The sequence below is a fragment of the Arthrobacter oryzae genome, from assembly GCF_003634095.1.
GTDB lineage: Bacteria > Actinomycetota > Actinomycetes > Actinomycetales > Micrococcaceae > Arthrobacter > Arthrobacter oryzae.
Map to the genome: position 1 here is coordinate 26,557 of NZ_RBIR01000014.1, position 14,957 is coordinate 41,513.

The following is a 14,957-nucleotide window of genomic DNA, read 5'->3' on the forward strand; positions in this document are numbered from 1 at the left end:
CTTCGGGCACGGAACGCCCGCCCACGGAGGGTGTGGGCACGGAAGGTGTGGGCCCTGCGGGCCGGCGGCTCGAAGTCGAAGTGCCGATGCGCTGGGGCGACATGGATGCCTACGGGCACATCAACAACGTCCAGATTGTACGGATACTGGAGGAAGCGCGGATCGCCGCATTCGGCCCGCCCCGCGGACCCGGACTCCCCGGCACCGAACCCCTCGTGTCGCTCTTCAACGACATCCCTGAGGGGACGCTCGCGCTGGTGGTAGAGCACAAGATCAGGTACGTCCGGACGCTGGAGTACCGGAATGTGCCTGCCGTCGTCCAGCTGTGGATCGGGGCGGTCAAGGGCGCCAGCTTCGACATCCACTACCTGGTGCAGGATCCCGTCACGCGGGAGGACTGCGTCCGGGCCACAAGCCATCTGGCGTTCGTCGATGAAGCCACCGGACGGGTGCTGCGGCTGACCGGGGAACAGAAGGAGCGGCTGGCCCCGTACACGCGCGTCCACCCGGTCCCATAGCCTCTTCCCGGGGTCCCGGGCAGGCTCCTAGAATGGGCAATCCCGATGCAAAAGGAGCAGTGGTCGCTGTGAACATGGGCAAGAAGACGCACAAGAAGATGCACGTGGATCTGCACCAGAAGATGCACATGATGCACCCGCGGAAGAAGTCGTGGAAGGAGCTTCCCCCGAGGGCGAAGGTCGGAACCATCGTCGGGGCAATCGTCCAGTTGTCGCTGCTCTTCGCAGCCCAACGGGACATTTCGCGCCGGCCCGCCGTGGAAATCCGCGGCAGCAAGGCGATGTGGAGGGTTGCCACCCTGGTCAACTTCATCGGGCCGGGGTGCTACTTCACCTTCGGCATCAAGCGCGCCCCTGCCCTGAAATAGTCACCGCCGAACCACTGGTCCGGAATCTACTGACTGGTAGCTTGGCCGCCGGCGTTAAATGGGCGCGTTCAGTTTAAGCCTGTAAATTGATCGTATGACCCCATCCAAAAAGCCTGCCCTGCACCGTGCCCTCGGCATCTCCAAGGAGATTGAAGACGCGGCGTGGTTCGTGCTGGGCCCGGGGTTACTCGGCAAGGCGTCCGCCCTGGACGGCCGCACCAAGACGTGGTCCGTGCCGGCCGCCACGGAGTTGCTGGAACGCCTCGAACGGGGCGTCCCGGACCCCAAAGCGCCGATGATGACCAACCTGCGCCAGAACCTGGAAGGCGCCACGCGCGGGGCCAAGCAGCTGGCGGTGGAACTGCTCTTCCTGCAGTCCCTGCCGCTGGCCCACGAGGTCAAGTCGCTCAAGGTCAAGCGGGCCCGGGTCGCCGAGGCTGCCTCCTGGCTGGAGCCGCCGCTTGAGCTCCCCGACGAGCTGTACGCGGGCATGACGGACCACGGTGTCATCCGGGACCGTACTGCGGAATTCAACTGGACCATCTGGGACCACCTGAAATGGCTGTGCCGCTTCGTCCGGCACGTCGCCCAGCGTCCCGCCGGCGCCGTCCAAGCCGCGGTCAAAGACCCGCTGGCCTTCCACCAACTGGTCGCCGGGACCCCGGATGACCAGCCGGCCATCCGCCGCAGCATTGAGTTCCTGGTCTGGCCCAGCTACTTCGAACCCGTTGTGGCCGACGTCGAACGGCAGGAGATCCGCGACGCCTTCGCGTCCCTGGTAGGCGGGGCCAAGGGTGAGAGCGATGAGGATATTTCCGCGGACATCCACCGCATCCGCCTCCACCTGGACCAGCAGGCCGGCCAGCGGATCGACTGGTACTCCCGCCAGCTGGTGAGCCAATGGCGGAAGGTCGGCGACCCCGGCCGCCGCGCCTGGCTGTTGCGCACCCACCACGACAACACCGAGCTGCTGGGGGAGTGGCGGGACGAGGAAGCGGTGACGCTCGACGTCGAACATCTCCGCCTGCTGGACCCCGGCGTTACCGCCGGGCTCGTCCAGAACGCTGTTGATGAGGACTACAAGCACCTCGGCTACGTGGAGCGCGAGGACACCAAGACCGCGGTTTTCGCCTTCCTGACCGTCATGAAGCCGGGCGACCTCGCGCTCTACCAGAGCTCGGGCAAGGTCCGGATCGGCGTGGTGCTCGGCGAACCCGAACACGGGCAGGACAACCGCCGGCTCCGCCGCAAGGTCCGTTGGTTCGATGAAGAACACGACGCCTCCGGGTTGCCCCGGCACGTGCAGCGGCAGCTGACCACATCCGGCAACATTGTGGACATCACCCGCGTCATCCAGGCGCTGGAGGCCCTCCTGCCCGCTGAAGCGGAAGCCGACGCCGAAGAGGGCGCCGAACCGGACGCCGTCGCACCCGTCTGTGAAGGATTCCGGCCGCTGACGCCGGAGTTCGCCGCGTCCCTGCACATGGACCTGGACCCGCTGCAGGAAATCGCCGAGCTCCTCGAAGAGAACCGGCAGGTGGTCCTCTACGGCCCGCCCGGAACCGGCAAGACCTACCTCGCCAAGCACCTGGCCGCCGAGCTCGCGGGCGACACCACGGACGAGCGGGTCAAGCTGGTCCAGTTCCACCCGTCGTACGCCTATGAGGACTTTTTCGAGGGCTTCCGGCCGGACAAGACGGACGAGGGCCAGGTGTCCTTCAAGCTCGTGGCCGGCCCGCTGCGGCGCCTCGCGGAGGAAGCCGCCAAGCCCGGCAATGAGACCAAACCGTACTTCCTGATCATCGACGAGATGAACCGTGCCAACCTGGCAAAGGTGTTCGGCGAACTGTATTTCCTGCTCGAATACCGCGATGACCGGATCTACCTCCAGTACAGTCCGAACGAGCCGTTCACCCTGCCTGACAATCTGTACATCATCGGCACCATGAACACCGCGGACCGTTCCATCGCGATGATGGACGCGGCCATCCGGCGGCGTTTCTCCTTCATTGAGCTCCATCCGAAGACGGAGCCCGTGAAGGGCTCGCTCCTGCGGTTCCTCCAGGCCCGTGAGCTGGACACGACGCCGGCCCTGCTGCTGGACGCGTTGAACGACGCGATCGACGAGTGGGACCGCGACCTCATGATCGGGCCGTCCTACTTCATGAAGAAGTCCGCCCAGACGCCCAAGGGCCTGCGCCGGATCTGGAAGTACGAGCTCATGCCGCTGCTGGAGGAGCACTACCACGGCCAGCTCAACCGCGCCCAGCTCGACGAGCGGTTCGGACTGGAACAACTCCTCGCCCGGCTTGCGCACGCCTAGGATGGCGGTGTCCGGCGACGCCGCCGTCCTGGACCGGGGCGCCCTGGGTCAGGTAAGCCAGGGCCAGCCGGGGCAGACCCCGCAGGGACAGCCCCAGCAGGGCCGGATGACGTCCGGTCCGGCCCCGACCCGGCGGGGCGGCGCCATGGAGGCCTGCCGGCACATTGTCCTCGATGAGCTCTCCGCCGGCCTCGTGGAACGCCTGGACCCGAACACCGCCGCCTACGTCAACTCCAGCGGCCTGGCGAAGGCCTCGCCGATGGGCATGGGCCTGTACCGCATCGAACCCGTGGGGACCGTGGGCTCGGTGCGCACCCCCACCGTGCAACTTGAGGTGCGGCCGAAGGGGCGGCTTGGGCTGAGCCGGCTTCTGTTCCTGCTCGGCTACGCGGGGGACCAAGGATTCCGGGACGATTCCGTGGCCGCGGTGGAGCACACGGACCTTTGGAGCGCGCTGGCCGAATCGCTGGCGCAGCTTGCCGAGCGCGCGCTGAGCCGGGGCGTGCTGCAGGGTTATCTCATGGTGGAGGAATCACTCCGAACGGTGAAGGGCCGGATCCGGATGTCGGACCAGATTTCGCGCCGCCCCGGGATGCTCGTCCCGCTGGAAGTCTCCTACGACGAGTTCACCGAGGACATCGCGGAGAACCGGATTTTGCGTGCCGCGCTGGAACGGATGTCCCAAGTGCCGCGCGTGCGGCCGGAAGTCCTCAGCCGGCTGCGCCAGCTGAAGGGAAAGCTCGACGCCGTGACGCGCCTGCAGTCCGGTGCGCCGCTGCCGCAGTGGCGGCCCAGCCGGATGAACACCCGCTACCACTCGGCCCTCCGGCTCGCCGAGCTGATCCTGCGGAACGCCTCGGCGGAGGCCGGCGACGGCAAACAGCAGTCGGCGTCGTTCGTGGTGGACATGGCCAAGGTGTTCGAGGACTTCGTCGGGACCGCGCTGCGGGAAGCCATGGCCGCGCACCCTGGCGAGATGCGGCTGCGCTACAACGCCCTGCTGAACGAGGCCGTCCGCGACTCAGACCGGATTGTTGTCCAGCCCGGGGCCGTCCACTTCCTCGGCGGCCGGCCCGTCATGGTTTACGACGCCAAGTATCAGGCCGCGGCCGACGCCGGCGCGTCACTCTCGGGCGACCACTACCGGATGCTGGCCTACTGCACATCCCTACGCGTGCCCACGGCGTGGATCATCTACCCGGGCTCAGGAGAAATCAAGCTGCGCCGAATTCTCAATACCGACATCGACATTGTCGAGTTCCCGCTGGACCTGTCCTTGCCGCCCGCGGAAATCCTGGCCTCCGTGGCAGATCTTGCCCAGCAGTCCTGGGGCGAAGTGCTGCGGCAGGCCAGCATCGACCGTTCAGCCAATTAGACCGCTCAGCCGGGTGAACCGTTCAGGCAGCTACGCGGATTCGTCCTGCCGGACGCCCACCGTCAGCAAGTGCGCCAACAGCGCCTTTTCCGGCTGGCCCGGGTTGTTGGCGACATGCCACCGAAGTTGTTCCCGCGCGTGCTCCTCGTCCGGATTGGTGCCGGCCAGGACCTCGTCAATGATCGACGTCGACTGTCGACGCAACGGTTCCAGGTCCGGTTCCGCCGCCCGGATCTGGCGGGGGCGGACAACGCGGCGGGTGCCGTGACTGATGGGACGGAACGGCAGAACTGTGAGGCTGGACTCCGTTGTTTTGGAATCTGCGGGGCTGGAATCTGCAAGCACAGGAGCCGTGTAGGGCTCGTCGTTGGACATCAGCAAGTGCGGCATCGTGCGCTCTCCCGTGTTAGCAGTACGCGTTGGTACTGACCGAAATCTGCGTGAATCCCCCGGAGTCGAATATTACCCAGACATTCGGCCCGCCCGGGGAAGCAGGACGGTGCGACACGCGGAACTTTCTGGGGTTCTCTTGCCGCCGCAGGAGGGCTTTGGGGTCTTTGGCGACTGGACGGCGCCGATTCATGCCTGCTTCTGGCCCTGCAAGAAGGCGTCGAGGCGCAGCTCCAACGCGGATGAATCCTTCAGCTCGCACTCCCACACCGTGAGCACCTCCCAGCCAGCACGTTCGAGCTGGAGCCGCTGGGCGGCGTCCCGGCTCCGGGTTCGCGTGCGCTTGGCTTCCCAGAAGTCAGCATTCGCTTGGGGCGCGTGTTGCCCGGCCCGGCAATCGTGGAAATGCCAGAAGCATCCGTTGACAAAGATGACCTTGTGCCGGCCGGCGAAGACGAGGTCCGGATTGCCCGGAGTTTGCCGCCGCCGGCGCTGCCGTGCAGGCGGTAGCGGTATCCCTTGGCGTGCAACAGCCGGCGGACCAGCATTTCGGGCTTAGTGTTTTTGCCGCGGATCCGGGACATATTCCAGCTGCGCCGCTCCGGGGTCAGCTTGTCCGCCATCACTTAAGTCTAGGCGGCTGGCAGGGCAGATGGCGGTGACAAGCGGCGGCAGGCGGACGCCACGACAGGCGCCGACGTCGGCCGGCAGTCGCCGTCGGGCGCTAAATCTCCCGCTCCGGGTGTTCGCCGAACTGGAAATGACGCCCGCTGACCGAGGTCGGTGTGATTTCCACGTAGAAGTCCTTCAAAGTGGGAACCCAGGGTTTCAGCCCGAGGGCCTCGGCCTCGGCGATGTCCGCCGACTGATCGAGCACCCGTGCTGTGCCTCGCAGGACCACGGACCACGCTTCGTCGGAGAGGATTCCGTCGGTTTCGAAGAGCACCTTGGCGTTGATGGTGAGCTCGGCCAGTTTGTTTCCCGGCGCCGTGCGGAGGAACAGTTTCCGTCCGCTGGCCGCGTAGTTCACCGGGAAGATGTCGGGTTCTCCGGCGACGGTGACGACGAGGCGGCCGTGTTTTGTGCCGTCAATCAGTTTCCAGGATTGCTCGTCGTCCAGCTTGAGGATGGGGTTGCCGTCTTCGTGTTCAAACATCATGGGTTTATTGTTCTGACCCGAGCGGTCGATTGCTAGGGGCTAAAGGACTGAAGGACGGCCCGTGGCTACGTTGTCAGACCTCCTCCATAAGCTCATCTTGTTCGCATTGCATCACGCTCCAGCGGAAGCCTCGCCGGCGTGCAGAGAACCCCTAAGACGAGCCAGTTCCGGGGGACCTCATCGTCGATGTCCCGCTACGCCGTTTGGTGACACGCTCCACGCCCGCGCTTGACGAACTGTTTCCCGGATGACATTAGGTCGGAGTCGCTATGTCGGGGCCGCTATTAGGTCTAGCGTGAGAGGTATTGATCCTGTGCACAGGGATGTACGCCGGCAGGGGGACCGGACTGGGATCCGGGTTCGTTTCACATCGGTGAGTCCGGCGTCAGGGCCCCTAACAGCGCCTTTCAGTCGAAGGCCAAGGAACGGAACACCAATGATGGCTGACCCGGGAATTTACTCAATCAACGCGTTTGCCGGTTCGGGCGTGTACCTGCTGGACGACCACGAGGTTGTGAGGCGGGGGCTGCGCCAGCTGCTGGAGTCGGATGGTCTCAGCATTGCCGGAGAATCAGGGTCCGCACGCGAAGCGGTCCGGCGGATCCCGGCCCTCCGCCCGGAACTGGTCATTCTTGATGATGATCTTCCGGACGGTCACGGTGCCGACGTGTGCCGGGCCATTGCCGTGGCGGAACCGGGCATCCGCTGTGTGCTGATGAACGGGGACGGCGATGAAGCCATACTGATCGAGTCCATTCTCGCTGGGGCGTGGGGATGCCTGTCCAAAGAAGATGACGGCAGCGAACAGCTCAGGCTCATCCGACGGGCCCTGGCCGGGCACACTGCCTACAGCGCCCGGTTCCATCCCGCGCTCGTGGCCCCGTTCTCCCTCCCCGGGCCGCAACGCTCGGACGAGATGCTCCTCACTCTCACGAGGCGGGAAATGACTGCCGCCATCGGCCTGGGGAAAGGGCTGACCAACCGCCAGATCGGCCAGGAGATGTTCCTGGCCGAAAAGACGGTCAAGAACATGGTCTCGACCATCCTGATGAAACTCGGCATGGCCCGCAGGACACAGGCCGCCGTGCTCATCACGAGGGCCCTCAATCCTTCGGAAGACCCCGCCGAACTTGGATACCGGTTCAGCCGGTTCCCGGATCTAATCCCCGAGGTCACTGCAGCACTCCTGAACTGCACCAGCGAGGCCCGCACCGTCCCGCCCACGAACGAGGCTCGGGCAGGGGACGCCGTCCGTCTCGCCGACGCGCTTACCGCGACCCGCACGGGGCTGGCGGTTACCCACCCAACTCCGAGCAGCAATTAAGAGGTTCGGCCTGGCATGGGCGATTCCATTGTCACTGCCAGGGCGCTGAAGGCGTCGCCCGCCATTTGCCTGTGGATAACTTTGACGTGCAAAATGTGACGTCGGTTACCCTTAAGCATTGTTTGGACTCGCGCGTCTTGATTTCTATCGGGGGAGTAGCTGACCATGACATCTCGCACTTCGTTTTCCGGCCCCTGGCGCCCCTTTGCCGCCGCCTTGATTTCGATCTCCCTGATGTCGGTCACAGCCTGCAGCGGCGGTGAAACGCCACCTCCCGGACCCCCATCCTCTGGATCTCAAAGTCCACCCGTAGAGTCCACGCCGAGCGCGAGTTCGACCCCGTCCGCCATTTACAAACCCGCAGACGCGAGCGGCAAGGCGCAGAATGTTCCGATTCCAGAACTGCCCGAGGCCGCGAAGGCGAAGACAAAGGAAGGCCTGGAGGCGTTTGCTCGGTATTGGTACTCGCTCTTGAATTACGCTTACGAAACGGGTGACCTGTCGAGTATCAAGTCCCTCTCCAGCCCTGCATGCGCTCTTTGCGGAAAAGTCTTTCCTGGGATCCAAAAATGGAACGGTCAAGGAAGATGGATAGTCGGTGGGACGGTGGCCGTCCACGCCGTCCAATCGACATTCGTGAAGACGCCGAATGGAGATTTTCAAGTTGCTATCCAATCGCAACAAGAAGCTGGCTCACTAGAGAACGCGGACGGAACGGATGCGCAGAAGATTTCCGAGTCCGCGATGCTGGGGGACTTGATGGTGGCGAGATACGAACAAGGACGTTGGGCCGTTCAGAATGTCGATCGGCTCGGGAGTTAGGCGATGGCTGATCGGATTTCGCGGCGGTCGGGTGTGACTATCTTGCTCGCATTTGCATTTCTCTTTGCGTTCTCGAGCGCCGCAGAGGCTGACGATTCGGAAGTTTCTTGGAGCAAGTCCGGGCTCGGTGTGTGGCGATACGATGCAGATGCTGGCGTGTGGGTGGATGCCCCCGGGGCGGTAGCGGAAGACCCTAACGTGTACAGGTTCGAGTATCTATGTCTGGACACCGCAAAGAACAACTTCGACGTGGCTTGTCTGGCAGGAGCGGTTCGTTGCGATCAAGGACGAGACGGTCGACCGGTGCGTTGGTACACTTCACTGCGAGTATTTGACCCGCCCATATGGTCAGCGATTCGACCAGACCGCTGCGTTTATCTCGAACAGCCGGAGGACGTACTGGGCAAGATCGCCGCGCAGATCCAGACCAAGTTTGAACAGCTGCCGGTGAGCCCAGGGACGTCCGTCATGCAGCCGAGTCCGAACACTCTCCGAGGCGCAGAGACAAACTTCTATGCGGAAGCCGTGGAGCAATCATTTGCCATCGACATGCTGGGCCAAAGCGTTTCCGTCACCGCCAAGCCCGTGCAGTACACCTGGAACTATGGCGACGGCACGTCGCTGGGCCCGCAAACAGCGGCCGGCGGGCCCCTGCCGCAGGACCGCTGGGGTGAGAAGACAATCACCAGCCACGTCTACGCCCAGACCGGCGACTTCCCGGTAGTTCTGACAACACATTTCCAGGGCACGTACTCCGTGAACGGCGGACCCCCGCTGCCAATACCCGGCCAGGGCCAGTTCAGCTCGCCGGCGCAGAGGGTGAGCGTCTGGCGGTCGATCACAAGGAACTACGCGGACACGTGCCTGCAAAACCCGCAGGGGCAAGGTTGCCCGGGCGTCGCCGCGCCTCCGCCCTAGGTGTCGTCCGCGTTCTCCCAAGCGTTGAACCGACTGTCAAAAGCGACCGTCACGTCACGGCTTGTGGCTAGGCCCGGAGCTCCCGGTCCACCCGTTCCATCCGGGCGCTTATGAGCTGGCAACGCGGATCGTCCGGTCCAATCAGTGCCGCCGCGGCGGCCGCGGTTGCCGTATCGTCGGACCCCATATCGCTCGTGCACCACTGCAGCATCAGCCGGGCATCACCGCTGGACCGGACAGAGGCGCCCACTGCTACGTTGAGCTCATCACGCATAAACCCGATTTCCAGATTGACCGAACGGGTGAGGAGCTTCGCCGGGTAAGCCGACAGCGCCTGGGCCACCCGACCCTCCCGAAGGTGGGCGGCCACAACCGAGGCGTCCGTCACGACGTTGACGGTTGAAGAGAACCGATACGGGTTTGCTCCCAACACATCGCCCAGAATGGTGCGGATCCGGTGCATCTCGGTCCGGATCGCCGCACCGGTGCCGGCGTCACCATGGATTTCGTAAGCTAATTCATCGGCGCTCCAGCCCTGGCCCCGGGAGGCCAGCAGGGCCAGAATCTCTGCGCGGCGCACTGTTAGCGGGCGGGTGGGACCGGCGTAGAGCGTCGCGGACGGCGCGTCTCCGAAGAGGCGCAGCATCAGTTGTGCCCGGGCGCCGCTGCCTCGCTGTCCCTGCCCGTTGCCTTGTATCGGCCGCCCGCCCGGTCCGGCACCGCCGTCGGGAACCGTTGCCGACTTCAGCAGCTCCTCCGCAAGCCGCACTCCGCAGCGAACCAGCCGCAAGCTGTCCGGCGTGATCGACTCGAACGGGCCGGAGACATCCAGAATGCCGACGATTTCGCCCGTCAGTGGATCGCGAATGGGAGATGCGGTGCAAGCCCAATCATGGTGGGTCCGGACGAGGTGCTCGGCCGAGAAGAGCTGTGCCGGGGCGCCGGTGACCAGAGCTTCGCTGATGGCGTTGGTTCCTACCCCGGACTCGGACCAGTCGGCGCCCTCCACGAACTCCAGGGAGTCCGCGAGCCGCAATGCTTGTTTGCTCCCAAGGCGCCAGAGCACTTCGCCTTCATGATCAGTCACGATCAGCAGGTGGCGCCCGGTGGGGGTTTCATCGGCCAGCAGTTGCGTCAGCGCGGGCATCACGGCGGCCAGCCGATGGCCGGCGCTGAGGGAGCGCGCTTCCGACACTTCATGCCGGTGGAGGGGCCGGTGCTGGTCCGGATTGATGCCCAGGGCGAGGGAACGCTGCCAGGACTTGATGAGCGACGGCGAGAGATGCGGATCGGGTTTGCCGGAAATGGTGGTCTCGTGCGCCGCCCGGAGTAGCCGGGCGTACTCCGCCGGAGCCGAAAACCTGAGGTCTGAGGGATGCGTGATGGAGCCATTGCCCTGCCGCATGCTCATTCTCCCAACTCGCCGTCGAATCGCGCACCCGGCTGGTTCCTGGCCGCCGTCGGCTAACGTGCAGGCCGGCGGACAACTCGAGAGGTCCGTGTAACCCGATTGTAACCCCCTGCGATCTTTACTTGTGATGCGGGTCACGGCGTGATCTAGGCGCCACGCAAGGGTGCGACCCGACTGTCAGCAATGGAAAGAGGAATCATGCCTGAGACACCAAACGGCGTCGTCGAGGCGTGGTTGGCGCAGTTCGATGAGGCGCTGCGCAGCCACAACACCGACGCCGCCCTGGCGCTTTTCGACGACGACTCGTACTGGCGCGACTTCGTCTCCTTCACCTGGAATCTCAAGACGCTCGAAGGTAAAGAAGCCATCCGGCGCATGCTCGACGCCACCCTCGATGACGTGCGGCCCAGCAACTGGGCCCTGGCCGAGGACGCCACCGGCGACGCCGCCAACGCCGAAGCCTGGGTAAATTTCGAGACCGCCCAAGCCAGGGGGTACGCCCATCTGCGCCTCCGGAACGGCAAATGCTGGACCCTGCTCACCACCATGAAGGAGCTGAAGGGCTTTGAGGAAAAGAAGGGCCCCAGCCGCGAGAAGGGTGTGGCCCATGAGATCACCAAGGGCCGCAAATCCTGGTTGGAACTGAAGGAAGAGCAGGAAGCCCGGCTCGGCTACGAGGACCAGCCCTACACCGTCATCATCGGCGGCGGCCAGGGCGGGATCGGACTGGGGGCGCGGTTGCGCAGACTCGGAGTTCCCACCATCATCATCGAAAAAAATGAGCGCGCGGGCGACTCATGGCGCAACCGCTACAAGTCCCTCCACCTGCACGATCCGGTCTGGTACGACCACCTGCCCTACATGAAGTTCCCCGACGACTGGCCGGTGTTCGCGGCGAAGGACAAGATCGGCGACTGGCTGGAAAACTACACCCGAATCATGGAGCTCAACTACTGGTCCAAGACGGTGTGCACCAACGCCCGGTTCGACGAAACGTCCCAGGAGTGGGTGGTGGAGGTGATGCGCGACGGCGAGCCGGTCACCCTGCACCCAAAGCAGCTCGTCTTCGCCCTGGGCGTTTCCGGTTACCCCAGCGTTCCCGCCTTCGAGGGCGCCGAGTCCTTCCTGGGGGAGCAGTACCACTCATCCAAGCACCCGGGCGGCGGGGACTGGACCGGCAAGAAAGCCGTGGTCATCGGCTCCAACAACTCGGCCCACGATATCTGCGCCGATCTCTGGGAACACGGCGCGGACGTCACCATGGTCCAGCGGTCCTCCACGCACATCGCCCGGAGCGAATCCCTCATGGACCTGGCGCTGGGCGATCTGTACTCCGAAAAAGCGCTGGCCAACGGCGTCACCACGGAAAAGGCCGATCTCTTGTTCGCCTCACTGCCGTACCGGATTCTGCCCGAGGCCCAGATTCCCGTCTATGCGGAGATGGCCGAGCGGGACGCGGAGTTTTACTCCCAGCTCGAGGCTGCCGGCTTTGACCTGGACTTCGGTGTGGACGGCTCCGGCCTGTTCCTGAAGTATCTGCGGCGCGGATCGGGCTACTACATCGACGTCGGTGCCTCGCAGCTCATCATCGACGGCCGGGTCAAGCTGGCCAACGGCCAGGTCAGTAAGATCACCGGGAACTCCGTCGTGATGGCGAACGGATCGGAACTGGATGCAGACGTCATCATCTACGCCACCGGCTATGGATCGATGAACGGCTGGCTGGCCGATCTGGTCTCGCCCGAGGTGGCGGACGCCGTCGGCAAGTGCTGGGGGTTCGGTTCGGACACCCCCAAGGACCCAGGACCGTGGGAGGGAGAACTGCGCAACATGTGGAAGCCCACCAACGTGGAGAACCTGTGGATCCACGGCGGCAATTTGCACCAGAGCCGCCACTACTCCAACTATCTGGCCCTGCAGCTCAAGGCCCGGATGGAAGGACTGCCGACGCCGGTCTTCGAGCTGCAGCCCACGCACCATACCCGCTGACCCGGCCGGGCCGTGACAATCACGGGCACGGCCGCCAGACTGGGGCTACGGCCCCGTTGTGAGAATCCAACTACCGCCGTGGATGCGCCTGACCGGGCGCATCCACGGCCCGGAACGCGAAGGTGCACCCCATGAAAGCAGCACGATTCCATGCCCGCGAGGATCTCCGGATCGAAGATATCCAAGAACCGGAACTGCGCCCTGGAACGGTGAAGATCGCCGTGGCCTGGTGCGGTATCTGCGGCACTGACCTCCATGAATTCCTCGAAGGACCCATCTTCACCCCGCCGCCCGGCCACCCGCACCCGATTTCCAACGAGGCCGCCCCGGTCACCATGGGACACGAATTTTCCGGGACGATCGAGGAGCTGGGCGAGGGCGTGACCGGCCTCGCCGTCGGGGACAGCGTCGTCGTGGAACCATATCTTGTCTGCAATGAATGCGGCCCGTGCCTCAGCGGTCACTACAATCTGTGCACCAAGCTGGGCTTCATTGGTCTGGCGGGCGGCGGCGGGGGCCTGAGCGAGAAGGTCGTCGTCGACACTCGGTGGGTCCACCCTGTCGGCGACATCCCGCTGGACGAAGCCGCGCTCATCGAACCCCTCTCGGTGGCTTATCACGCCGTCGGCCGGAGCGACGTCAAAGCCGGGGACGTCGCCGTCGTCGGCGGTGCGGGCCCCATTGGTTTGCTGACCGCGGCGGTCCTCAAGGGCATCGGCGTCACCACGATTGTCACCGAGCTGTCCACGGCCCGGAAGGACAAGGCGGTTTCCTCCGGGGTCGCGGATCACGTCCTCGATCCCAGCACTGATGACGTCAAGGCGCGGGTGCAGGAACTGACCGCAGGGGCCGGGGCCGACGCGGCGTTTGAATGTGCCGGCGTGAATGCCGTGCTGGACACGATGCTCGACGTCGTCAAGCCCGCAGGCGTGGTCGTCAACGTCTCCATTTGGGGACACCCGGCCACGGTGGATATGCAGAAAGTGGTGCTGAAGGAAATCGATCTGCGCGGCACCATCGCCTACTGCGGCGATCATGCGGCCGCCATCAAGCTCGTCCAGGACGGAAAAGTCGACCTGAAACCCTTCATCACCGGGAGAATCGCTTTGGATGACCTGGTGGACCAGGGTTTCGACACGCTGATCCACCACAACGACACTGCCGTGAAAATCATCGTTCACCCGTAGTGATCCGAGTCTCAGACGGAATAGTTGCAGGCGCCGTGCAGTTGTCGCCAGTGAACCCATTCACTGCGAAAGGAACTGCGCATGCTGTTTTCCCCGTTGACTCTTGGCGAGCTGGAACTGCCCAACCGACTCGTGATGGCGCCCCTGACCCGGCTTCGCTCCGGCCAGGAAGGAATCCCGGGGCCGCTGGTGGTGGAGCACTACCGCCAGCGCGCCTCGCTCGGCCTGATCGTCAGTGAAGGCACCTACCCGAGCCCCGCCGGCCGGGGCTTCCCGGGCCAGCCGGGCCTGGTCACGCCGGAGCAGCTCGAGGGCTGGGCCAATGTCACGTCCGCAGTGCACGCGGAAGGCGGCCGGATCTTCGCCCAGGTCATGCACGCCGGCCGGGTCACGCACCAGGACACCACCGGCGGCCATGAGGTTGTCGCGCCCAGCGCCATCGCCATCGAGGGCGAAACCCGCACATACGAGGGCAAGAAGCCGTTCCCCGTCCCGCGCGCCCTCGGCACCGAGGAACTGCCGGGAATCGTCGACGAATTTGTCACCGCGTCCCGCAAGGCCGTCGAAGCAGGGTTCGACGGCGTGGAGCTGCACTCCGCCAACGGTTACCTGCTCCACGAATTCCTGACCCCCGCGGCCAACCAGCGCGATGACATCTATGGCGGATCACCCGAGAACCGCGTCCGCTTCGTCCTCGAGGTGGCCCAGGCCGTCGTCGCAGTTGTGGGCGCGGACCGGGTGGGCATCCGCATTTCGCCCGAGCACAACGTCCAGGGTGCCGTCGAATTGGATGCGGCCGATGTCCAGGAGACCTATGGCCGGCTGGTCGACGGCCTGGCTCCCCTGAACCTGGCGTACCTCAGCGTCCTCCACAAAGAGCCCACCAGCGCTCTGGTCCAGGATCTGCGCGCACGCTTCGGCGGCACGTTCCTGGTGAACACCGGCTTTGGTGTCATCACGACCCGCGACGAGGCAGTGGCACTCGTGGCAGACGGTCACGCTGACGCCGTCGTCGTCGGACGCCCGGCCATCGCGAACCCGGACCTCGCCCGCCGCTGGCGCGAAGGCCTGCCCGTCAACGAGCCCGACGCCTCCACGTTCTACGCCGACGGCGCCACGGGCTACACGGACTACCCCGCGTACCAGAACTAGGTCTCACCGCCGCGGGCGCGC

The 14,957-nt window shown here is 64.8% G+C and carries 13 protein-coding genes and 1 pseudogene; 10 read left to right on the top strand and 4 right to left on the bottom strand.

The window, feature by feature from the left end; genetic code table 11:
- Positions 1 to 86 precede the first annotated feature (86 nt).
- The 4 genes from C8D78_RS19195 (at position 87) to C8D78_RS19210 (ending at position 4,584) form a co-directional block, all read left to right on the top strand.
- Positions 87 to 518 (top strand): acyl-CoA thioesterase, encoded by a 432-nt coding sequence (locus tag C8D78_RS19195; RefSeq protein WP_120955491.1) that lies wholly within the window; start codon positions 87 to 89, stop codon positions 516 to 518.
- Between the two features lie 32 nt (positions 519 to 550).
- Positions 551 to 886, top strand: a complete 336-nt coding sequence (locus C8D78_RS19200; RefSeq protein ID WP_341867130.1) for a hypothetical protein — start codon at positions 551 to 553, stop codon at positions 884 to 886.
- A 94-nt stretch (positions 887 to 980) separates the two neighbouring features.
- Positions 981 to 3,209, top strand: coding sequence for an McrB family protein (locus C8D78_RS19205; protein WP_120955462.1), 2,229 nt, complete (start codon positions 981 to 983; stop codon positions 3,207 to 3,209).
- A gap of 145 nt (positions 3,210 to 3,354) precedes the next feature.
- Complete coding sequence (locus C8D78_RS19210; protein ID WP_120955494.1) at positions 3,355 to 4,584, top strand: 5-methylcytosine restriction system specificity protein McrC; 1,230 nt, start codon at positions 3,355 to 3,357, stop codon at positions 4,582 to 4,584.
- A 30-nt stretch (positions 4,585 to 4,614) separates the two neighbouring features.
- Here C8D78_RS19210 and C8D78_RS19215 read toward each other — a convergent pair whose 3' ends face one another.
- The 3 genes and pseudogenes from C8D78_RS19215 to C8D78_RS19225 form a co-directional block, all read right to left on the bottom strand.
- The gene (locus C8D78_RS19215) at positions 4,615 to 4,974 is read right to left on the bottom strand and encodes a hypothetical protein (RefSeq protein WP_244208508.1); all 360 of its coding nucleotides are present in this window, start codon (positions 4,972 to 4,974) and stop codon (positions 4,615 to 4,617) included.
- A gap of 189 nt (positions 4,975 to 5,163) precedes the next feature.
- Positions 5,164 to 5,597 (bottom strand): annotated as a pseudogene (locus C8D78_RS19220) (very short patch repair endonuclease).
- Positions 5,598 to 5,698: 101 nt separating this feature from the next.
- Positions 5,699 to 6,133 carry a pyridoxamine 5'-phosphate oxidase family protein gene (locus tag C8D78_RS19225; protein WP_120955463.1) on the bottom strand — a complete coding sequence of 145 codons (435 nt, stop codon included), beginning with the start codon at positions 6,131 to 6,133 and terminating at the stop codon, positions 5,699 to 5,701.
- Positions 6,134 to 6,569: 436 nt separating this feature from the next.
- Here C8D78_RS19225 and C8D78_RS19230 point away from each other — a divergent pair, with 436 nt between their 5' ends.
- From C8D78_RS19230 to C8D78_RS19240, 3 genes are all read left to right on the top strand, one after another.
- Positions 6,570 to 7,457 (top strand): response regulator, encoded by an 888-nt coding sequence (locus tag C8D78_RS19230; protein WP_167467968.1) that lies wholly within the window; start codon positions 6,570 to 6,572, stop codon positions 7,455 to 7,457.
- 234 nt (positions 7,458 to 7,691) lie between these two features.
- Complete coding sequence (locus tag C8D78_RS20035) at positions 7,692 to 8,279, top strand: DUF6318 family protein (RefSeq protein ID WP_244208513.1); 588 nt, start codon at positions 7,692 to 7,694, stop codon at positions 8,277 to 8,279.
- 303 nt (positions 8,280 to 8,582) lie between these two features.
- Complete coding sequence (locus tag C8D78_RS19240; protein WP_244208509.1) at positions 8,583 to 9,197, top strand: PKD domain-containing protein; 615 nt, start codon at positions 8,583 to 8,585, stop codon at positions 9,195 to 9,197.
- A gap of 67 nt (positions 9,198 to 9,264) precedes the next feature.
- Here C8D78_RS19240 and C8D78_RS19245 read toward each other — a convergent pair whose 3' ends face one another.
- On the bottom strand, positions 9,265 to 10,602 hold the full coding sequence (locus C8D78_RS19245; RefSeq protein WP_120955466.1) for a helix-turn-helix domain-containing protein: 1,338 nt from the start codon (positions 10,600 to 10,602) through the stop codon (positions 9,265 to 9,267).
- A 204-nt stretch (positions 10,603 to 10,806) separates the two neighbouring features.
- On the opposite strand from C8D78_RS19245, the gene C8D78_RS19250 reads away from it, so the two are divergent.
- The 3 genes from C8D78_RS19250 (at position 10,807) to C8D78_RS19260 (ending at position 14,936) form a co-directional block, all read left to right on the top strand.
- Positions 10,807 to 12,597, top strand: a complete 1,791-nt coding sequence (locus C8D78_RS19250) for an NAD(P)/FAD-dependent oxidoreductase (protein ID WP_120955467.1) — start codon at positions 10,807 to 10,809, stop codon at positions 12,595 to 12,597.
- 131 nt (positions 12,598 to 12,728) lie between these two features.
- On the top strand, positions 12,729 to 13,784 hold the full coding sequence (locus C8D78_RS19255; RefSeq protein WP_120955468.1) for a 2,3-butanediol dehydrogenase: 1,056 nt from the start codon (positions 12,729 to 12,731) through the stop codon (positions 13,782 to 13,784).
- An 81-nt stretch (positions 13,785 to 13,865) separates the two neighbouring features.
- Positions 13,866 to 14,936 (top strand): alkene reductase, encoded by a 1,071-nt coding sequence (locus tag C8D78_RS19260; protein WP_120955469.1) that lies wholly within the window; start codon positions 13,866 to 13,868, stop codon positions 14,934 to 14,936.
- Positions 14,937 to 14,957: the final 21 nt, after the last annotated feature.